Genomic DNA, 22,110 nt, shown 5'->3' on the forward strand with positions numbered 1-22,110 from the left:
AAGAACAATGCAAAAAGCAAAAGGAAGAGTGATCAGTGTAAACGAGTCGTTAGTTGGTGTTAAAACCACTGAAGGAGCGGTGATGAACGGCGAAATAGCATATATTATAATCGAGGATGGTAAACGTCTCAAATCGGAAGTTATCGATGTGAAGCCTGGTAAAATAGTCTATCTTCAGGTCTTTGAAGATACCAGTTGGATGAAAGTAGAAGACCCTGTGGAGTTCACTGGTCTTCCTCTAACTGTAAAACTAGGCCCTGGCATATTGGGTTCTGTTACGGATGGTCTTCAAAATCCCTTGTACGAGCTAGCAAAAAAAGAATGGTTCCTTGAAAGAGGGCTTATGGTAAATCCTTTGAATACGACCACAACATGGCATTTTACACCATTAGTAGATACTGGAGCCATTGTCACTGGTGGTTCAATACTTGGTTATGTTCCCGAAAAAATGTTTCAACACAAGATTTTTGTACCATTCTCTGTAGAGGGAAACGTTACTATTAAATATATTGCATCGGAAGGCAACTATACTATAAGCGAAGACATTGCCATAATTTTAGACGCTTCAGGAGCTTCCATAGCTTTGAAAATGGCATTCGATTGGCCGGTTAAAAAACCTATGCCTTTTCACGAGCGTTCCGTTCCCATGCAAACTATGCCAACAAGTATAAGGATTCTTGATGCTCTGTTCCCAATAGCTTATGGGGGAACGGCATGTAATCCAGGCCCTTTTGGGGCAGGTAAAACGGTACTACAGCACAGTTTGGCTAGACACTCACAAGCAGATATTGTAATTATTGCTGCTTGTGGTGAACGTGCAGGCGAAGCAGTAGAAGTATTCAAGGATTTTCCCGAATTAATAGATCCACGAACAGGAAAATCATTGATGGACCGTACGTTTATCGTAGGTAATACCTCTTCTATGCCTGTGGCAGCGCGGGAAGCATCGGTATATGTAGCGACAACGGTAGGCGAGTACTATCGGAAACAGGGGTTGAATGTACTTATTCTAGCCGATTCAACATCACGTTGGGCGCAAGCACTTCGGGAAATTTCAGGTCGAAAGGAAGAAATCCCTGGCCCTGAGGCTTTTCCAATGTACATTTCTACCCTCATTTCGGCATTCTACGACCGGGCTGGTGTTGAAACCCTTGCGGATGGGAGTACAGGATCACTTAGTATTATAGGTACGGTATCTCCAGCAGGTGGTAACTTTGATGAACCAGTCACCCAAGCTACCTTATTGAGTACGGGGGCTTTTTGGGGATTATCTAGGGCATTGTCCGATGCACGTAAATATCCTGCTATTGACCGTATTGATAGCAATTCCAAATATCCTTCGCTACTAACGCGTGAAGAAGTATCCTTTCTATTAAAACTACTTCGTGAAGGAAAGAGCATTGCTGCGAACATCATCCTGATGGGTGAAAAGGGAATTACCGATGAGGCCTATATCCAGTATCAAAAGGCCGAATTATTCGATGCGGTATTTCTGCAACAGAACAGTTTTCATGAAGTAGACAGCGTCACTTCTCCAGATCGATTGCGATTGATGTTTGATGTGGTAAAAGAGATTATCGATGCTCAGATAACGATTAAGGGAAAAGAAAAGATTCGTTCACATTTCAATTTTATAAGACAAGCCTATATTGATTGGAATTCGATGCGGGTGGATGATACAGGTTTCGAGAAACAGAAGTCCAAGCTATTGAATTTGTTAAAAATAAAAAGTCATGTTACAGAAAACGTATGAGAACATAGCCAGTATCGGGAGATCCATTCTTAGCATGAAGGCGAAAGGTGTGCACAACAAGGAACTGGCTGAGGTTATATATCCAAACGGGGACAAGGCATTTGCACAGGTTATTGCGCTGGATGGCGATCAGGTAACACTCCAGTTGTTTGGTGGTGGGTTTGGTGTTTCAACCGATTGTAAGATTCGTTTTCTCGGTAAACCTGTACAGATAGGATTTTCAAGCGATATGCTGGGAAGGGTTTATTCGGGTAATGGTCAGCCTATTGATGGTGGTCCGGAACTGTTATCGGACATGATTCGGGTGGCGGGACCTTCCATCAACCCCGTAAAAAGGCTTATTCCCAAGGACATGATTCGTACTGGTGTGCCTATGATAGATGTGTTTAATACCTTAGTGCGATCACAAAAAATACCCATTTTTGCCAAAGCGGGAGAACCTTATAACCGCTTGCTGGCCAACATAGCTACCCAGACCGATGCAGATGTTATCATTATTGGTGGTGTTGGGTTGAAATATGACGAGTTTCATTATTTCAGGGAGCGTATTGAAGGAGCTGGGAGCAAAAACAAGACTATTATGTTTGTTCACACCCATCGGGATTCCATCGTTGAAGGATTAATGGTGCCTGATTTAGCTCTTGCCGTTGGTGAACGTTTTGCTCTTCAAGGAAAAAGTGTATTTGTGCTATTGTCGGATATGACCCAATGGTCGGACTATTTGAGACAAGTAGCCAATGCCCAAGATCAAATACCGGCCAATCAGGGCTATCCAGGAGACCTTTATTCCCAGTTGGCGAGTCGTTATGAAAAAGCGGCTGATATTGACGGTGCTGGTAGTTTAACCATTCTTGGAGTGACCACCATGGATGATGTTACCCATCCTGTACCTGATAATACCGGGTATATCACAGAAGGCCAATTCTATATGAAAGATGGGTATTTAGAGCTGTTCGGCTCACTAAGCCGATTGAAACAACAGGTCAATGATAAGACTCGCCATGACCATAGAAGCATTATGAATGCCATGGCTCGATTGTTATCGGAATCCGAGGAGAGAGTAAAAGCACAGAAATTCGGGTCGGTAAAAGATGATTATTCCCTAAGACTCTTAGAATATCGCAACACATTTCAAAAGGAATTGATGGATCCATTTCGTTTTCTTGAACTGGAGGACGCCCTTGACCTATGCTGGGATATTTTGGCAAAACATTTCAAAAAAGAAGAGATCGGACTGTCATCAAAATTAATCGAGGAGTATTGGCCTGAAAAAGGAAAGTTCAAAATCTTAAAAGACCATATCGATGAGTGAGAAGACACTGGATAAGCTAATTACCACACTAAAATCAGAGGCTATCGATGCTGCTGACAAAGCATCAAAAAAAATAGTGGAAGATGCCCATACACAGGCAAAAAAAATAGTGAAGGTCGCCGAAGAGAAAAGGAAACAGATTCTTATGGATGCTGAGAAAGAAAAGGAAGCTACCCTTAGTAAAGGAAAAAGTGCTCTACAACAAGCGGCCAGAGACCTTCATATCACGTTACAAAACAGTTTGCTCAAACTTTTTGGAGCAGTACTAGAAAAGGAAGTCCACAAGGTGTTCACCCCAGACCTATTAAAATCTGCGGTAGTGAAGGTGATCGAGAATATTGGTAGCGGTATAGAATTAAAGCTCTCGGAAGATTTCGAGCAAGCGCTTGCCGATCATATTCATCAGCATTTGAAGACATCAAAGGACTTTGTCTCCATAACTAAGGCAGATAATATGCTGAATAGATTGTCGATTATTAAAACAGACGAAGGGTGGAGTTACCATATTTCACCAGAAGAAGTTGCAGCGCTTTTGAACACTCATCTGAGTGGAAAGTGGATGAATATTCTAAAAAACGAAGCATAAATATGATAAGTGGAAATCTGGAATATTTAATGAGCAGTCTGCCTTATCTGTCTTTCCAAGATACGGAAGAGGTAAGGTCTAAAGTTGCTTTCCTTCTTCAAAAATATAGCAGGTCATTAACAGAAGAAAAAAGCTTAATTACCATTCTAGATGATGAGGCAAAAAAGTTTTTGATGCCAAATAATTTCAATCTTCTGAGCCAAATTAATAACCTTAATACTATTTACAGCATGGCATTTCAGCAAAGCAAAAATAGGATGCTGGCCGATTTTTCCAGTTATGCTTTTGCAATGAAGGAAGACATTAAGCAATTGCGTATGTCTCGAAGGAACGGTTTAGAACAACACCTGTTAACAAAAGTAACACTCCCCATAACACCGGGAGATCCGTTGGAAGAAGAACTACAACTGTTGAAGCTTCAATGGGATAAATTGGAAGCACTTTCCAATACTCACTACGCAGACTTTAGCGCTTTGATTATCTATAAACTAAAGTTGCTGGTGTTGCTCCGGTGGTGGAGCTTTGATAAGGAGAAAGGTTTTGAGATTTTTCTACAAACCACAAAGAAAGACTGATTATGGCTGATAAGATTTTAATGAATAAGAACTCCCTAGCTGCCTTAAAAACAGAGCTTAAGGAATACAATACGGCTCTGCCGGTCTTCGAAATGAAAGAACAGCAGTTAAAGGAAGCCGTTCAGGCCATTGAACATGGTATAGAGCGTTTAAAAAAGACCATAGAACATACCAACGAGGAAACAAGAAAATGGGTAGCCGTAATGGCCGAAGATACTATCGATTTGTCCGACATAGCAAAAATCAAAAGTATCATTACCGAGAAACGAGAAATTGCTGGTGTAACTATCCAGATTTTCAGCAATATGGCCTTCGAAGCTACAGAAATAGATTTTTTCGCCACGCCTTTGTGGGTGGATGCAGCAATGGAGGTGGTTAGAGAACAAAAGATCAATCGTACGCTATTGGAAATTGAGGAGGAAAATATAGCGTTACTTCGGGAAGAATTGGCTGAAGCACGCCGAATGAAAAATGCCCTCAAAGAAGTATTTATACCGGATACTATCGAGAATATTAGAAAAATTGAAATCTATTTGGGGGACGTGGAGAGATTGGCTATAGGATGTGCCAAATTAGTGAAAAAGAAAAAACAATATAAAACAGAGGTATTATGATTGTTAGAATGAAGGAATTATTGCTGTTCACCACGTCTCGTTCGGTCGATGATACCGTACAGCGACTTGGCGAACTTGGTGTCGTGGACATTAAGGAAATCAACCGACCGGAGAGTGAATTCATAGACAGATGTATAGATGAGGTTGATGGTGCACAGCGTGCCATTCAGATCCTCAAAAATAATATCCAAAGTAAAAATGTAATTGCCAACAGAGAACCCCATGAGACTAAAGACCCTAAACGGATTATCGATAGGGTCTTACGGACAGAAGATATTAAACAGTGCTGTCAGAGCAAACTCGACGACCTACATGAGCAATTGGCTTGGTATAAAACCTGGGGTGAGAATATAATGATAAATGATTTTGACTATCTTAGGGAAAAAGGCATATATATCCGTTTGTATCAAGTGGATAAACCGCTTATACCATCTTTGCTCAAAGAGCATTGCATCACCGTTTTCCCAGAACATGATGGTAAGGTGTCGATTGCTTTGTTTACCCAAGATGAATCTGAAAAACTTAATCTAAAAGAAACATCACTTCCCGAATTATCTCTCGGCAAAATAGAACAACAAATCACAAGGAAAAAGCGACAATTAAGAGAAGTAGAATTGTATTTGGAAGACCAGGCTCATAGTATCCATTCATTAGAAGATTACCTCATTTTTTTTAAAAATAGGTTGAAGGTTGAACAAACGTTACAAGGTATGGGAGGCATAGAAGGAAGGCTCAATTATCTTAAGGGATATATGCCGTGGGATGCTGTAGACAATTTCAAATCCGTTGCGGGTCAACTAAACTGGGGCTACAATATATCGGAACCCGAAAAACCAGAAGATGTACCGGTTTATATAAAGAATCCCAAATGGATTAGTATTATCAATCCGGTAATGAAATTCATAGACATTGTACCCGGATATAAAGAAATAGATGTTTCCATTTATTTTCTAATTGCCTTTGCGCTTTTTTTTGCGATGCTGGTCGGCGATGCAGGTTACGGTGCTGTATTTCTATTGCTTGCCTTTTTGTTCCGAAAAAAGCTTTCCGCCCAGATGCGTGTACTCATTTATGTGCTGAGTGGTGCTACGATAATCTGGGGGGTGTTGAGCGGCACATATTTTGGTGCAGAGCAAATAATGACCTTGCCATTTTTTAGCCAATTGATCATTCAGGAAATCGCCAGTTTTGGGGTTGATAATATGGCCTTTATGATGCATTTATCGTTTCTTATCGGAACCATTCACTTGACCATAGCCCACAGTATTAGGCTATTTCAGTTTATAAATTCGATAAAAGCTCTTAGTGAATTAGGCTGGATATTCCTTGTTTGGGCATTGTTCTTTGTAACGGAACAACTGGTATTAGGTAAAGCATTTCCAAATTGGGGTAATTGGTTCTTTGTGACAGGTACATTTCTTGTCACCTTGTTCTCGGTAGAAAGTAAGAACTTTTTTAGAAGTGTGTTGGTCTCTATAGCCAATTTACCCTTGAGCCTCATTAGCGGCTTCTCCGATATTGTTTCCTATGTTAGGCTTTTTGCTGTTGGAATGGCAACAGCTGCTGTTGCGGCAAGTTTTAATAATATGATCATTCCGGCTGGGGTTAAGGAGATGCCTATTTTGAATTTGCTCATGGCAGCTGTTGCCTTGCTATTAGGGCACGGGTTAAACATTGCACTGGCACTTATGGCTGTGATGGTACATGGTATTCGTTTGAATATGTTAGAGTTTGCGGGGCACTTAGGTGTGCAATTCTCAGGAGAAGCCTACAAACCGTTTAAATTGATTTCTTCACAAAAGGAATTTGAGAGTGGAAAAACACCTCTATCAACAGGATAAAACAGAATTATTAAAATTATAAAATTATGGTAGATATGACAATTTTTATAGAGACAGTATCAGGTTTAGGCGATATGGGAATGTCTTTGAGCATTGCTGCAATTGGGTCGGCAATAGGAACTGGAATAGCCGGTATGGCTGCCATTGGGGCTTGGAAAAAAATGATAATCAGTGGAGAAAAGGCAGCGACCGCTCTGCTTATTTTTGTCGGTGCACCGCTTTCACAGGTTATTTACGGAATGATTCTAAAAAATGCAATCGCTGATGCTAACCTTAGCCCTGATTCATACTTCTGGCAAATACTCATTGGGCTTTTTGCAGGTGCAGCTATGGCGGGTTCAGCTATATTTCAAGGAAAAGTAGGAGCAAGAGCCTGTGATGCCATTGCCGCAGGTGCAAATGACACTGCAAAATACATAATGATTATAGGCGTAGTAGAAACAGTAGCATTGTTTGTTATGATATTTACCATGACCGGATTGCCAGCAGTTTAATAATTTAACCTAAAAAGTCTTTTCTAAATAATAACAAATAATAGTTCTATTAAAATTCACATGTAATTCTTTAAAAACCACTTTATAAAATGTAGGAGTTCTTGCTATGATAAGAATCATGGTTTAACATTTACTTTTTATAGAACTTTGTAATTTAAAACGAAGCCTATGCTGCTATATATAAAAATGAATAGTAATATTTTTCAATTAATCGAGGTTAAAGAGATTGTAACTAAAATATAATAGTTGATAGTCATAAGTATATAAAACCTGCCCGTTATGAAAATACTAGTTATTGAAGACAATGTTGAGTTACTTCAAGACATCAAAAACTTTCTTGAAGAAGAAGGAAATATCTGCGAAATTGCCCAAGACTATAAATCTGCTTTTATGAAAGTGGGGATTTTTCCTTATGATGTTTTGGTGGTTGATATTACATTGCCAGATGGTATTGGATTAGATATCATTAAGGAGGTTAAAAAAGAAAATATAGATGTGGGCATAATCATTATTTCAGCTAAAAATGCGGTGGGAGACAAAGTGAATGGGTTGGAGATAGGGGCAGACGATTATTTGACCAAACCTTTTTACCTAGTGGAACTCAATGCAAGGATTAAAGCGCTATACAGAAGGAAAGTATACAGAGGTAGTAAGGAAATCGTTTTTAACGAAATAAAGATAAAGCCAGAGAATCATGAGGTTTTTGTAAATAACCGTCTTATGAACCTCACTAAAAAGGAATTTGAGGTCATTCATTTTTTTGTTGCTAACAGAAACAGGTTGTTGACCAAAGAGGCCATCGCTGAACATCTTTGGGGCGACCAGATTGAAATGGCGGACTCTTTTGATTTTATTTATACCCATTTGGCGAACTTGAGGAAAAAGATTGCCAAATTGGGAGGGGAAGACTATATTAAATCCATCTACAGCGTAGGCTATAAATTCACAGAGAGGGAATGAAATTAGTTACAAAAACCAATACATATTATCTTATATTCTTTATATTTCTTTTTCCACTTATGATTGCGGCCGATTATTATCTTATCCAATATGTCGTAATCACTGAGGTAGATGAAATATTGCAGCATGAAAGTGAACGGATTCGTTTTGAACTTAAGGAAAAAGGAACGCTTCCTTCTTCCAACTATGTATTTAACACCACCACGGTGAAAGAAGAACAACCCGTTTTAAATGTATTTAAGGATACGTTGATCTATGAAGCTTATACTGATAAATTAATCCCCTATAGAACTTACGAGTTCATGGCTTCGGCTGACTCTCAAAGGATAAAAATTTCACTCAGGCATGTTCTTTTAGAGATGAATGAATTAATCGTATGGCTTTTTGCAACGACCTCACTAATCATATTGGTACTGGTAGTCGGACTCTATGTTATTAATCAGGGTATCTACAAATGGGCGTGGAAGCCTTTTTTTGAAAACCTGTCGAAACTTAAAAATTACGAGATCACCAAAAAAAACCCAGTAGGGCTAGAAGCTTCTAACATTAGTGAGTTTGAAGAGCTTAATAAGATTGTTGTCACCTTGATGGATCAAGTGAAAAAGGATTTTCAAAACCTGAGAGAGTTCAACGAAAATATTTCCCACGAAATACAGACTCCGCTTGCCATTATACGCAATAAAATGATTCTTCTGTTGGAAAGTCAGAATCTTAATAAAAAAGAATTGCAATGGGTACAGGCCGTTTATCAGGAAGCTAACAAACTATCAAAAATAGGCAAGTCATTGACTTTGATTTCCAGAATAGAAAATCAGGAATTCATACGATTAGATAATGTGGACATTCGTACCATAGTTGATAATATCATTAACAATATGGAAGAAATGATCAAATTTAAAAATCTCGAAATAAAGGTCGAATTGAATCCTGTAAAGATAAAATGCGACTTGATTTTGGCAAATATTCTTTTCACCAACCTGATTAAAAACGCAGTACAGCATAACCAAGAAGGAGGCTATATAACCATATTGTTGAACGAGGAAAAATTCGAGATTATAAACTCAGGTGAAGTTTCAAAAATAGCAACGGAGCAGTTGTTCCGGCGTTTTCAGAGAGGTAATACGGCAACAGATTCTTTGGGTCTTGGTCTTGCCATTAACCAGAAAATATGTGAGTTATATGGGTTCCGCCTCGATTATTATCGACATGGAGGTACACATACATTTTCTTTGTTTTTTTAATCGGAAGAAAGAAAGCATGAAAAAAATAGTAAATTTATTCTTGGCGATCTTGGAAAGGAGAGGCTGATACTATTTGATAATTAGAAATTTGGAGTCGGTAGACTAATTAAAAAAAATATATATTTAACCCGTGCGTATTTTGATAAAAATTTGTCAATTCGAGTGGATTTTACTCATTTTTATGAGTGAAATTAGTATCGAGAATTAAATTTTTGTTTCAAAATTATATTCGACTGAATTTATCAAAATGCACTAACGGGTATATTTAGTGTAATAATAGATAAAAAAGATAGGATGATCTTAAAACACCCTATCTAATTAAAAAGCTACTTAAATAATTTATCCTTTTTTCCAATAATTATTCATTTTTTTGAATTTTTCTTTCCCTAAGAAAGCTTTAACATCTTCCTTATATTTATTTCTTATTTCCTGAATTTTAGTTTTTTCAGTAGCCTTATCCATTTTTTGTTTTTTAATGGCATTGGTCTTAGCGACTCTCTCTTTTTTCATTTCGGTGACCTTTATTGTTTCCTGTTCTGTTAATTCAGCAAAAGCCATTGCGCCTTCAAAAGTTTTCTTTTCTTGAGCACTAATAGAAATTGTTAGTAATAAGGCAAAAATTAAAAATCCAATCTTTTTCATTTTTTAATAAATTTAAGTTAAAAATTATTGAGTCAATTTATGATTATTTCTATTTATTATAGATGCCTAATGATTTTTTTAGAGTAATAAATGGTTTGTTAGTGTTTTGGAAAAAAAAGCATAACCTTTAGGTTAGTTAGTCATCAATTTATTCCACATTGAAAAACCACCGTCTTTGGCGGTGGTCATGTTTTAAAGGCTTTGCCAATTTTTAGTTTTGCCCCATATCGGATTCGCAAAATGGTCGTCAATCCTTTTTAGAAAATAAAAGTGAAAACTTTAGTAGGATTGTTCACAACTATAATGAAGATAAAAAAGGATTCTATAAATGGAAGAATGCTTTGGAAGAGAGATTGATTTAAAAATTTAATCTGTTTTAGGTGTGTTTTAGGTAAAATAAAAAAGCTGAGACTTAAACCCTACTCTAAACCTTACTTTGATTAGCAATATTTAATAGTGAATAAAATAATCGGAATGACTCTAATGAATTCTATACTGTAAACTCCTTTTTTCATTATTCTAAGATTAAAGAGTCTTAAAACTCTGTCTGAGTAAATATAGTAACTCAAATAAAGATGTTTGTTCATTTATTAGGACAAATGATGCTTAAAAATTAAATAGATTATGATAATTGATGACTTTTTATAAAATAGTTAATGTACTCAGGTATTAAAGTTCCCAAATAATAAGGTAAGTTCATCAATAAATATGGCGTTCCGTTAGGTGTTTTTGTTTCTTGTATTGAAAATTCACCTGCATATATCCTAATAGCATACGGATGTTTGGTACGCTCCATAAATTGATGAAGTGATTTTAAGGAACCTGTACTCCCTGATTTTATTTCAATTGGAATAACCTTTCCGTCCATAGCATAGACCAAATCCACCTCTGATGATGCTTGCTTCTTTTCCCTAATCCAAAAATTAGGAAGTTCGGATGTGTCACTTTGAATAGAAATTAATTCCTGCGTAATAGTATGAGGTATAATAGCACCTTTGTAACTTTGGCTTAAATCTTCCAGAGCCAACATTTCGGCACTAATACCTAAAATATGGTTGAGTATGCCTGTATCTAAAAATTGTAATCTAGGTGATTTTTTTAAATCTGGAATTATAGGTGGTTCAGTAACAGTAGTTGGATAAATAAGCTGAATAATTTTAGCCTGATGTAAATTTCTCATTGCTTCACCAACCTCTCTTGACCTATAATTAGAGTTCCCAAAATTTTGAAATTTTATGCGTTCGTCAATAGTATATGCAGCCGTTGACATAATATGCTTAATTACATTTTTTGCTGTAGTATTAGTGGTATATTTTTCTGAATCACTAATATATGCACTCCAAATACTCTCATAGATAGACGATAGGTCTGCCACACTTTTGCTCTTAATGAATTGGCCAACCACCTCTGGCATTCCACCTATAATAGTGTATTGGTTAAATAAACCGAGTAAAGTTTTATGTGCAACTGGTTTTATGGGAATCCTTTTTAGTTGCTCTAGGCTTACACCATGACCAATTGCCTCTAAATATTCTATAAAATTAAAAGGATTTAAATATAAAAATTCAACTCTTCCTACGGGAAAACTTTTAACATCCTTAAGTGCAAATTCGAGTAAGGAACCAGCTGCTATAACATGAAGTTCTGGAACTTCTTCATAGAAATATCGTAAAAGTTGTATAGCTTTTGGTTGTTCTTGTATTTCATCAATGAAAAGTAATGTATCACTGATATCCTTAGAGGTAATATTGTTTGAAATAAATAAAGCTTCAATAATTGTATTTACATTATCTGTTTGCTCAAAGTATTGACTGTCTGCTTTTTTTTCTAAGTTAAGATATAATCGATGTTTATATGTTTTTGCAAATTCATTGACCAAAGTAGTTTTCCCTACTTGCCTTGCACCTCTTACAATTAAAGGTTTTCGATTGGATTTTCTTTTCCATTTGTGCAATTGGATTGTAAGATGTCTATTTAAAGCCAAAATATTATGTTGTTATAAAGTCAATGCAAATATATGATTTATTTGTATTAAAGTAAGGGTTGTTTTATTTTGGAGTTACTATATTTACTCAGACAGAGTTTTAAGACTCTTTAACAAAAAACCCAAGACATTGAATCTTGGGTTTTCCTTTATTTACTTAGTAGCGAGAGGGGGGCACGATCCCCCGACCTCCGGGTTATGAATCCGAAAACACTATATGTTTTATGCTTGACAATCAGCGTGTTATGTATTTTTGGTATTGACAAAAGCACCCATTTTCATGCAAAACCCTACTTAAAAACCCTACTCCAAAACCTTACTTTGATTAGTAATATTTAATAGTGAATAAAATAATCGGTTTACTTCATAGATTAGACTTCATTATTCAAATATATCGTTTTTAATTTATAATTTAATATTATAATTATATACCGTTTTAGGCTGTAAATAAAATTGGAGATTTGTTTTACGTTATACTTTTTAGGTATGCGAAATACACATATTAGGTATAGTTTTTGTATATTTATTATTATGGAAGCAACAAATTTTACTAGAGAACAATTAGCACAGTATATTCTTGATACTGCAAAAGATTCTGTTGTTAATAAAATCAAGAAGATTGTATCTAAAGAGCAAAAAGACGATATCGTAGCTTATACAGTAAATGGAGAACCGTTGAATGTATCTCAATACAAAATAGAGATACAAAAGGGGCTAGATGACATTGAAGCTGGTCGTGTTACTTCTGATAATGATTTGACTAAAGAGATTGAGAATTGGTAGAAGGCTAAATCTACTTATAAGGCGATGATAACTTAAGAGGACTGCTTCTGATTTGAATTCTGTACTGTAAACTCTTTTTTCATTATTCTAAGATATTTGTTTTATTAAAGAGTTTTAAAACTCTGTCCAAGTAAATAAATATAGTAGCCCCAATAAAGATGTTTATTTATTAGGATAAAAGGTGCTTAAAAATTAAATAGATTATGATAATTGATGACTTTTTATAAAATAGTTAATGTACTCAGGTATTAAAGTTCCCAAATAATAAGGTAAGTTCATCAATAAATATGGCGTTCCGTTAGGTGTTTTTGTTTCTTGTATTGAAAATTCACCTGCATATATCCTAATAGCATACGGATGATTGGTACGCTCCATAAATTGATGAAGTGATTTCAAGGAACCTGTACTCCCTGATTTTATTTCAATTGGAATAACCTTTCCGTCCATAGCATAGACCAAATCCACCTCTGATGATGCTTGCTTCTTTTCCCTGACCCAAAAATTAGGAAGTTCAGATGTGTCACTTTGAATAGAAATTAATTCCTGCGTAATAGTATGAGGTATAATAGCACCTTTGTAACTTTGGCTTAAATCTTCCAGAGCCAACATTTCGGCACTAATACCTAAAATATGGTTGAGTATGCCTGTATCTAAAAATTGTAATCTAGGTGATTTTTTTAAATCTGGAATTATAGGTGGTTCAGTAACAGTAGTTGGATAAATAAGCTGAATAATTTTAGCCTGATGTAAATTTCTCATTGCTTCACCAACCTCTCTTGACCTATAATTAGAGTTCCCAAAATTTTGAAATTTTATGCGTTCGTCAATAGTATATGCAGCCGTTGACATAATATGCTTAATTACATTTTTTGCTGTAGTATTAGTGGTATATTTTTCTGAATCACTAATATATGCACTCCAAATACTCTCATAGATAGACGATAGGTCTGCCACACTTTTACTCTTAATGAATTGGCCAACCACCTCTGGCATTCCACCTATAATAGTGTATTGGTTAAATAAACCGAGTAAAGTTTTATGTGCAACCGGTTTTATGGGAATGCTTTTTAGTTGCTCTAGGCTTACACCGTGACCAATTGCCTCTAAATATTCTAAAAAATTAAAAGGATTTAAATATAAAAATTCGACTCTTCCTACGGGAAAGCTTTTAACATCCTTAAGCGCAAATTCGAGTAAGGAACCAGCTGCTATAACATGAAGTTCTGGAACTTCTTCATAGAAATATCGTAAAAGTTGTATAGCTTTTGGTTGTTCTTGTATTTCATCAATGAAAAGTAATGTATCACTGATATCCTTAGAGGTAATATTGTTTGAAATAAATAAAGCTTCAATAATTGTATTTACATTATCTGTTTGCTCAAAGTATTGACTGTCTGCTTTTTTTTCTAAGTTAAGATATAATCGATGTTTATATGTTTTTGCAAATTCATTGACCAAAGTAGTTTTCCCTACTTGCCTTGCACCTCTTACAATTAAAGGTTTTCGATTGGATTTTCTTTTCCATTTGTGCAATTGGATTGTAAGATGTCTATTTAAAGCCAAAATATTATATTGTTATAAAGTCAATGCAAATATATGATTTATTTGTATTAAAGTAAGGGTTGTTTTATTTTGGAGTTACTATATTTATTCGGACAGAGTTTTAAGACTCTTTAATAAAAAACCCAAGACAATAATCTTGGGCTATCCTTTGTAGCGAGAGGGGGCACGATCCCCCGACCTCCGAGTTATGAATCGAAAAGATTATTTTTTACTTACTGATTATCAGTTGTTTGTGATTTTTTTGGCTATTACAAAAGGTAGCATTTTCATGCAAATCTATACTTTAAAAACGATATTTTTAAAGTATAGGTTTCATGATATAAGGTTTTATCGATCTAAGAAAATATAGGAGTCTTGTGATAAAAAACACAAATCAAAACTGTATACATTTCCATTCACATTTTTGTGTCTGTTTTTATTTTATAAATCTGTTTGAGTAGTTTTGTATACTCATAAGTAATCAAGAGTATATTTTAGGCTTAACACGTAAGCACCATACATTTGATTTAAATAATTAAATTAGAAAGATGGAATGCTTTATAAAAGTGTTATTTTTATAAAAAAAAACTAACCACCCTATGAAAAGGATCCTCGTATTTTTCTTCGTATTAATTTTTCAATTAAGTTTTTCTCAAACTATAGAGATTGGTCTTTTAACAGATAAAGATACACCTGAAGTTCAGCCGTTATTAGAGCAATTAAAAACTGAAATTAGAGCCGTTTTAGGTCAAGATAAAACAGTGAGCTTTCAAAAGGTACTTTCAAATAATTTTAGTTTAGAGAAAGCCAAAGAAAACTATAAGTCTTTGATTAATGGAAACGCAGATATTATTTTGGCTTTTGGAGTCATGGATAATATAGTTTTAAGCCAACAAGAAAATTATACTAAACCAGTCATTGTTTTTGGTTCGATTAATTCAGATTTTATAAATCTACCACCAGAACGCAAAACATCAGAAATAAATAACATCACATATATCATAGCGCCTTTGTCTTACAAAAAGGACTTGGATGCTTTTAAAACAATTTACGATTATAAGAACGTCGGGGTTTTAATAGAGCAGTACATTATTGATGCACTTCCTCTAGAAACGATATTTGATCCATATTTCCAGAAGGACGGAAAAAAGTACCGTTTAATACCTTTATCTGAAGATGGTATTAGTGCATCAAAGTTGGAAGGTCTTGATGCAGTTTACTTAGCAGGTGGTTTTGAATTTGGTGATGCCCAATTTGACAAATTAACTTCAGCTATTAATTCTAAAAAACTACCATCTTTTTCAGCAATTAGAGTAAAGGATGTTGAGCGAGGTATACTGGCAACTAATCAACCTCAAACAAATTTAAATCAGTTTTTTAGGCGTATTGCATTAAATGTTGAAGCAATTACAAATGGGACTAACGCCTCAGAACTACCCTTGTTGTTAGAGTATAAAAACAAGCTAACCATCAATTATAATACAGCTAAACAAATTGATTTTCCATTGCGTTATGCGATGTTGGGAACTGCAGATTTTATTGGAGGCGAATTAGAACCAAATACTGAAAACATGATGTCTATATTGGATATTATGAATGGTGTTCTTGATAAGAATTTAAGTCTATCTTCTAGTGAAAAGAGTGTCGAATTAAGCGGACAGGATATTAAAACAGCTAAAAGTGGTTATTTGCCCAATGTATCTGCTGGTGTAAGTGGGGTTTATCTAGACCCTAGAGTTGCTGAGATTTCAAATGGCGCAAATCCAGAGTTCTCAACATCTGGGAATGTTGTTTTAGAACAATTAATCTATTCAGAAAGTGCTTCTGCCAATATCGATATTAGGAAAGAATTACAAAAAGCAGAACAAGCCATTTATGATACAAACGAACTCGATGCTTTATTGAATGCTACTGTAGCTTATTTTAATGCCTTGATTTTAAAGACCAATACAAGTATTCAGAATCAAAACTTACAAGTTACTAAGCGTAATTTAGAAATAGCAGAACAAAACTTTGAAGCAGGTGAATCTGGGAAATCAGATGTGTTACGTTTCAGAAGTCAATTAGCTCAAAACATGCAAAGCCTTATAGAGGCTAGAAATCAATTGCAACAAGCATTTTTCACTATTAATCAATTAATGAATGTATCAATTAATAAAGACATTGATATTCTGGATGCTGAACTTTCCGAAGGTGTTTTTAAGAATTATAAATATGATGACTTTTACAAGATTCTAGACGATCCGAAATTACAACCTACTTTAATTGAATTTTTGGTACAAGAAGCAAAAACGAACGCTCCTGAGTTAAAGAATATTGATTATAATTTAAATGTTACAAAACGAACCTATGACTTAAATGATTATGGTCGTTTTATACCAACAGTTGCTTTACAAGGGCAATACAGTTTGGCAATTTCTCAGTCTGGAAAAGGTTCTACCATACCATCTGGAATTCCAACAGCACCAGACGGCACTTATAATGTTGGATTAAATGTTTCGTTACCAATATTCAACCAGAACCAAAGAAATATTAATAGACAATCAGCTTTAATTCAAGAGGAACAATTGGGTTATGAAAGACAAAATATTGAATTAAACATTGAGAAAAATGTGAATGATGTGGTGCTAGATTTGATTAATCAAATAGCAAACATCGAAATTTCTAAAGTATCGGAAGAAACAGCAAAAGAAAGTTTAGACCTCACGCAAAATGCTTATCAACAGGGCGCAGTTCCCATTATTCAGTTAATTGATGCGCAGACCAATTATTTGCAAGCGCAGTTAGCAAGGTCCACTGCTAACTATAACTATTTAATCACGTCTATGCAATTAGAACGCGCTATAGGGTACTTCTTTTTAACCCATTCTGAAGATAACAATCAAGCATTTATTCAAAGAGCCAACCAATATATTTTAAATAAAAACTAACCCATTATGAAATTACACATATACAAATTGTCAATTTTAGCTTTAGTTATAAACCTTTCTTCCTGCAAGGATAAAGTAGAGGTTAAAGAAGAAGTATTGAGACCTGTTAAATATGAAGTTGTTGGAACTCCAAATGTTCAAGGCACAAGAACATATAGCGGAACAGCAAAATCTAGTAACGCCATTGGATTAAGTTTTAGAAGTGGTGGAATCATCACTAAAGTAAACCATTGGAAAGGTGCACAGGTTAAAAAAGGAGCTATTATTGCAAGGTTGGATAATGTTGAGGCAAACTTAGCTTATGAGCAATCTGTTTCATCCTTAAATGCCGCTAAATCTGCCATGAATACTGCTAAGTCGAGTTTAGATAGAATTAAGTCACTATATGAAAAAGGAAGTAATTCATTGAGTGACTATGAACAGGCAAAAAACTCCTATCAATCTGCTTTAGATCAATTTGAATCTGCAAAACGAAATAAAAGTATACAAGCTACGCAATTAAGTTATGGTATTATAAGAGCTCCAAAAGATGGTGTAATCGTTTGGACTGATGGCGCAGTTAATGAGCAAGTATCTGCAGGTCATCAATTTGCAGAATTAAATGCAGGTAAAGGTATGAAGGTTGAGGTTGGTTTACCAGAAACAGTCATTAATAAGGTGAAAGTTGATATGCCTACCAAAATTAAATTTTCAGCTATTGAGGATAAGGTTTTTGAAGGTCGGGTTTTTGAAGTATCACCAAGTATAGACCCTAATTCTTCAACTTATATTACAGCTATTGCAATAATTAATCCTATTCCAGAAATTAAATCGGGAATGGCAACTAATGTCATCTTTGATTTCACACAAAACGAAACTAATACAGATGACACATTGGTAGTGCCTGTTAAGGCTGTAGGAGAAGATGGTAAAGGTAATTTTGTGTTTATAGTAGAATCAAGCGATGGGCTAACTGGAATTGTAAAAAAACAACAAATTGAAATTGGTGAATTAACACCATCTGGATTTGAAATAAAAAAAGGTTTAAATTCTGGAGATAAAATAGCTACTGCGGGCTTACAAACTTTATTAGACGGTCAAAAAGTAAGATTATAATAACTAAAAAACTAACCTTATGAATCTTACTGAATTTTCAATAAATCGTAATCGTGTTGTATTAAGTATTCTGGCTGTGGTTATGGTCATGGGCATGTTATTTTACGCTTCACTTTCAAGAGATAGCATGCCCCCCTATACTATACGAGTAGCATCTATTGTATCATCATTTCCTGGTGCAAGTCCAGAGCGTGTCGAAGAACTCGTTAGTGATAAAATTGAAAAAGTAGCACAGGAATTACCTGAGTTAAAAGTGGTGAAAAGTACATCGCGTACTGGACTTTCAGTCGTTCAGGTTGAACTTAAAATGGAGGTGTCTCCAGAAGAATTACAACCTGTTTGGGATAGACTTCGCAGAAAGTTAAGTACAATTCAAGGATTACCAAGTAATGTGAGTCCTCAATTACAGGATGATGGCATTGGTGAAGTATTTGGTATTGCTGTTGGTTTAATTTCTGATGGTTATGACTATGCAGAAATGAAAGATTATGCAGATGACTTGAGAGATGATTTAATAAAGCTTGAAGATGCTGCTAAAGTTGAATTGAATGGTGCGCAGGAAGAACGTGTTTTTGTTGAGTTTGAAAACACCAAATTGAAAACCTATGGACTAACATCAAGCAGATTAAAAAATATTATAGGTAGCACTAATATACTTAGCTCTGGAGGAACTGTTAATGTTGAAGCAGAACGTATTATTTTGGAGCCCACAGGGAATTTCAATGATTTAAAGTCTATACAGGAGATGTTAATCCCTGTTGGAGAAAACGGACAGGTTATTGCGCTAGAGGATATAACGACGGTTAAAAAAGGGTATATCAATCCGCCAAAACAAAAAGTGCGTATTAATGGAAAGGATGCCATTTCATTACATGTGTCTTTAAAAGAAGGTGCTAATATTATTAAGTTAGGTGAGGAAATTGATGTGTTACTACAAGAGTGGCAAGATAAATTACCAGTTGGTTTAGAAGTATCTCGTTTAGCATCAATTGACAAATACATCGATTTAAAAATTAGTGATTTTATTGGCAACCTATTACAAGCTATTGCCATAGTATTAGCAGTTATGCTTTTCTTTTTAGGACTAAGAACAGGATTGGTAATTGCAAGTTTAATTCCAATAGTTACAATAACAACGTTGATGGTTATGGGATTAATCGATGTGGGGCTGAATCAAATTTCTCTAGCCGCTTTAATTATGGCTCTAGGAATGATGGTTGATAACGCTATTGTTGTAGCAGAATCAGTCATGGTAAAAATGGAAGCAGGTATTCCCGTTAAGAAAGCTGCAATCGATTCATGTTCAGAATTATTTACACCATTATTGATTTCAACATTAACAACATCTGCGGCATTTTTAGCATTCTTTATGGCAGAATCTGTTATGGGTGATATTATGGGGCCCATTTTCGTGGTAATTACCATTGCGCTTTTATCGTCATGGATTATCGCTTTAAGTATCATTACGCTATTCTGTGTCTTCTTCTTAAAAGTAAAGCCAAAAGAAACAGGGAAAGTAAGCTTCTTAGATAAATTAATTAATGGATTAAAACGCAAGTATAAAAATTTAATCTTACTAGCTTTAAACTGGAAAAAATCGGTTTTAGTGCTCATTGTTTTTATGTTCTTTTTATCCATTTTCGGATTTGGACTTTTAGGTTTTGTGTTTTTTCCAGATAGTGACCGTAATATGATAACGGTTGACATCAATTTACCAGAGAATACTAAAATTGAGAATACAACATCTGTGGTTTTAGCACTTGAAGACTTTATGCAGAAAGAGCTGAAAGTGACAGATGATAAACCAAATGGTATTATAGATTGGTCAGCCTATATCGGTGAAGGACCTTCTGCTTACGATTTAGGTTATAATGCAGATGAGGCGAATTCAAATTACGCGCATATCTTAATTAACACCTCTTCGTTTTTGGTGAATAATGATATGATTGAAAAATTAGATGCCTTTAGTTTTGAAAACTTCCCAAATGCTGATATTAAAGTTGGCTTGCTAGGCTCTGGTGGCGGTGGTACTCCTGTAGAAATTGAAGTATCAGGGGATAACCCAGATAAATTAGCAAGTATCTCCGAAGCCATTAAAGCGAAGTTGTTTACCATTTCTGGCACAAAAAATATTAAAGACGATTGGGGGCCCAAAGGGAAAAAGTTTGTTATAGATATAGATCCTAATAAAGCACAAACGGCTGGTGTTACCAATCAAGATATTGCAACGTCTTTGCAAACCGTTTTAGATGGATTTCAAGCAGGAGAATATCGAGAAGGTGATAAGTCTATTCCAATAATAATGAAGAGTAATCAAAGTAAACAGCAATCCTTATCTTCATTAGAAAGCTTGAATATATATGCACAAAGTTCAGGAAAAAGTGTGCCTTTACTTCAAGTAGCATCTATAATTCCTCAATGGCAATATTCAAAAATAAAACGTGTTGATTTAACAAGAACAATTAAAGTATCGAGCGAATTAACAACAACTGGTAATGCTTCTGAAGTAACTCAAACGATTATACCTTGGTTAGATGAACAAAAAGAAGTTTGGGGTAAAGACTATACTTATGAATTAGGTGGAGATGCAAAAAGTTCAGCAGAAAACATGGGCGCTGTAGCAAAATATTTACCACTTTCAGCATTTATAATTGTTATGCTGCTAATCATTCAGTTTAATTCATTTAGAAAAATGATAATGATTGTTTGTACCATTCCGTTAGGAGTTATAGGTATGGTTTTAGGCTTATTATTATTTGGCGTACCATTCGGATTTATGGCGTTTTTGGGAGTTATTTCTCTTGCAGGTATCGTTATTAATAATGCGATAGTACTCGTGGATAGAATTGAAATTGAAGAATCTGAATTAAAACGCAAACCACAAGATGCTATAATAGCAGCATGTTTACAGCGATTTAGACCCATTTTATTAGCAACCTTTACAACCGTTTTAGGTTTAGTGCCTTTATATTTAGGCGGTGGCGAAATGTGGGAGCCTATGGCAGTAACTATTATGATCGGTTTATTGTTTGGAACTGTGATTACATTATTATTTATTCCTGCATTTTATAGTGTGATGTATAAAGTCAATTATAAAGGTTATGAATTTAATGATGACTTATTAGACTAAATATTTCTTGTAATGAAGAACTTTAGATTCGTTATTATTTTCTTGATTTTATTACCTAGTTGCTCTAGTGTTAAATTGTTGGATTATTGGAAGTCTTCAGATTTTGAAAAAACCTTAGATAATAGAATTTTAGTTATCGCTAAGAATTCAGATTTTGAAGTTAGAAAATCTTATGAAACGGCAATTGCTAGAAAATTAAGAAGTCATGGAATGGACGTTATAGAGATGTGTGAGACATTTCCAAGTATTATTGAGAATGAAAATAGAACTCAGGAAGATGTTGATATGATTTTAAAAGCATTTGAAAAAGAAGGCGTGAACGGTATTGTTTTGATGTCATTGAAAAATACTATAGAGACGAAAAATAGTGATTATGATATAAGTAAAGATTATAATGAAAAATCTTCTTTTGAATTGATGAGTGATTCAGGGGCCAAGAATTTGCCTATTATGTCAGAACTAAAATCGACTACTTATGTTTTAGAAGCACTAACCTATGATCTTACTTTAAAAAATGACAACCAATTAGTAAATGTTTGTTTAATTGATGTTACAGATCCTAAATCTGGGTCAAAGATTCTTAAAAGTTTTTCTAAAATAGTAGGAGATCAATTTAAGAGTAAATAAA

At 34.9% G+C, this 22,110-nt stretch carries 17 protein-coding genes; 14 read left to right on the plus strand and 3 right to left on the minus strand.

What is annotated here, in order from left to right; genetic code table 11:
• The first annotated feature begins 7 nt into the window (after positions 1 to 7).
• The 9 genes from Q4Q34_RS14170 to Q4Q34_RS14210 all read left to right on the plus strand — a co-directional run bounded on the left by Q4Q34_RS14170 (position 8) and on the right by Q4Q34_RS14210 (position 9,376).
• Positions 8 to 1,753 carry a V-type ATP synthase subunit A gene (locus tag Q4Q34_RS14170; RefSeq protein WP_303315767.1) on the plus strand — a complete coding sequence of 582 codons (1,746 nt, stop codon included), beginning with the start codon at positions 8 to 10 and terminating at the stop codon, positions 1,751 to 1,753.
• The gene (locus tag Q4Q34_RS14175) at positions 1,734 to 3,065 is read left to right on the plus strand and encodes a V-type ATP synthase subunit B (protein ID WP_303315766.1); all 1,332 of its coding nucleotides are present in this window, start codon (positions 1,734 to 1,736) and stop codon (positions 3,063 to 3,065) included. The genes Q4Q34_RS14170 and Q4Q34_RS14175 overlap by 20 nt, the downstream gene beginning before the upstream one ends.
• The gene (locus Q4Q34_RS14180) at positions 3,058 to 3,651 is read left to right on the plus strand and encodes a hypothetical protein (protein WP_303315765.1); all 594 of its coding nucleotides are present in this window, start codon (positions 3,058 to 3,060) and stop codon (positions 3,649 to 3,651) included. Before Q4Q34_RS14175 ends, Q4Q34_RS14180 begins: the two co-directional genes overlap by 8 nt.
• 2 nt (positions 3,652 to 3,653) lie before the next feature.
• Complete coding sequence (locus Q4Q34_RS14185; protein ID WP_303315763.1) at positions 3,654 to 4,226, plus strand: hypothetical protein; 573 nt, start codon at positions 3,654 to 3,656, stop codon at positions 4,224 to 4,226.
• Positions 4,227 to 4,228: 2 nt separating this feature from the next.
• The gene (locus Q4Q34_RS14190; RefSeq protein WP_303315761.1) at positions 4,229 to 4,840 is read left to right on the plus strand and encodes a V-type ATP synthase subunit D; all 612 of its coding nucleotides are present in this window, start codon (positions 4,229 to 4,231) and stop codon (positions 4,838 to 4,840) included.
• Positions 4,837 to 6,681 (plus strand): V-type ATP synthase subunit I, encoded by a 1,845-nt coding sequence (locus tag Q4Q34_RS14195; RefSeq protein ID WP_303315759.1) that lies wholly within the window; start codon positions 4,837 to 4,839, stop codon positions 6,679 to 6,681. The genes Q4Q34_RS14190 and Q4Q34_RS14195 overlap by 4 nt, the downstream gene beginning before the upstream one ends.
• 26 nt (positions 6,682 to 6,707) lie before the next feature.
• A complete protein-coding gene (locus tag Q4Q34_RS14200) occupies positions 6,708 to 7,175 on the plus strand; it encodes a hypothetical protein (RefSeq protein ID WP_303315757.1) in 468 nt (155 codons plus the stop codon).
• Between the two features lie 279 nt (positions 7,176 to 7,454).
• Positions 7,455 to 8,135 (plus strand): response regulator transcription factor, encoded by a 681-nt coding sequence (locus Q4Q34_RS14205; RefSeq protein WP_303315755.1) that lies wholly within the window; start codon positions 7,455 to 7,457, stop codon positions 8,133 to 8,135.
• The gene (locus tag Q4Q34_RS14210) at positions 8,132 to 9,376 is read left to right on the plus strand and encodes a sensor histidine kinase (protein ID WP_303315753.1); all 1,245 of its coding nucleotides are present in this window, start codon (positions 8,132 to 8,134) and stop codon (positions 9,374 to 9,376) included. The genes Q4Q34_RS14205 and Q4Q34_RS14210 overlap by 4 nt, the downstream gene beginning before the upstream one ends.
• Positions 9,377 to 9,715: 339 nt before the next feature.
• On the opposite strand, the gene Q4Q34_RS14215 is transcribed toward Q4Q34_RS14210, so the two are convergent.
• Together Q4Q34_RS14215 and Q4Q34_RS14220 are read right to left on the minus strand one after the other, a co-directional pair.
• The gene (locus Q4Q34_RS14215) at positions 9,716 to 10,018 is read right to left on the minus strand and encodes a hypothetical protein (protein WP_303315751.1); all 303 of its coding nucleotides are present in this window, start codon (positions 10,016 to 10,018) and stop codon (positions 9,716 to 9,718) included.
• 622 nt (positions 10,019 to 10,640) lie between these two features.
• Positions 10,641 to 12,002 carry an ATP-binding protein gene (locus Q4Q34_RS14220; protein WP_303315749.1) on the minus strand — a complete coding sequence of 454 codons (1,362 nt, stop codon included), beginning with the start codon at positions 12,000 to 12,002 and terminating at the stop codon, positions 10,641 to 10,643.
• A gap of 531 nt (positions 12,003 to 12,533) precedes the next feature.
• Between Q4Q34_RS14220 and Q4Q34_RS14225 the strand changes: the two genes are divergently transcribed.
• Entirely contained in the window at positions 12,534 to 12,785 is a 252-nt protein-coding gene (locus Q4Q34_RS14225; protein ID WP_303315748.1) for a hypothetical protein, read from the plus strand.
• Between the two features lie 201 nt (positions 12,786 to 12,986).
• Here the strand turns inward: Q4Q34_RS14225 and Q4Q34_RS14230 are convergent, their stop codons facing one another.
• Positions 12,987 to 14,348 carry an ATP-binding protein gene (locus tag Q4Q34_RS14230; protein WP_303315747.1) on the minus strand — a complete coding sequence of 454 codons (1,362 nt, stop codon included), beginning with the start codon at positions 14,346 to 14,348 and terminating at the stop codon, positions 12,987 to 12,989.
• A 578-nt stretch (positions 14,349 to 14,926) separates the two neighbouring features.
• Between Q4Q34_RS14230 and Q4Q34_RS14235 the strand changes: the two genes are divergently transcribed.
• From Q4Q34_RS14235 to Q4Q34_RS14250, 4 genes are read left to right on the plus strand one after another with little or no spacing between them, the layout of a single operon-like run.
• Entirely contained in the window at positions 14,927 to 17,257 is a 2,331-nt protein-coding gene (locus Q4Q34_RS14235) for a TolC family protein (RefSeq protein ID WP_303315746.1), read from the plus strand.
• 6 nt (positions 17,258 to 17,263) lie between these two features.
• Positions 17,264 to 18,352 carry an efflux RND transporter periplasmic adaptor subunit gene (locus Q4Q34_RS14240; RefSeq protein ID WP_303315745.1) on the plus strand — a complete coding sequence of 363 codons (1,089 nt, stop codon included), beginning with the start codon at positions 17,264 to 17,266 and terminating at the stop codon, positions 18,350 to 18,352.
• Between the two features lie 19 nt (positions 18,353 to 18,371).
• A complete protein-coding gene (locus tag Q4Q34_RS14245) occupies positions 18,372 to 21,482 on the plus strand; it encodes an efflux RND transporter permease subunit (RefSeq protein WP_303315743.1) in 3,111 nt (1,036 codons plus the stop codon).
• 12 nt (positions 21,483 to 21,494) lie between these two features.
• Entirely contained in the window at positions 21,495 to 22,109 is a 615-nt protein-coding gene (locus Q4Q34_RS14250) for a hypothetical protein (RefSeq protein WP_303315741.1), read from the plus strand.
• Position 22,110: the final 1 nt, after the last annotated feature.

This window comes from Flavivirga abyssicola (assembly GCF_030540775.2).
Classification (GTDB): domain Bacteria; phylum Bacteroidota; class Bacteroidia; order Flavobacteriales; family Flavobacteriaceae; genus Flavivirga; species Flavivirga abyssicola.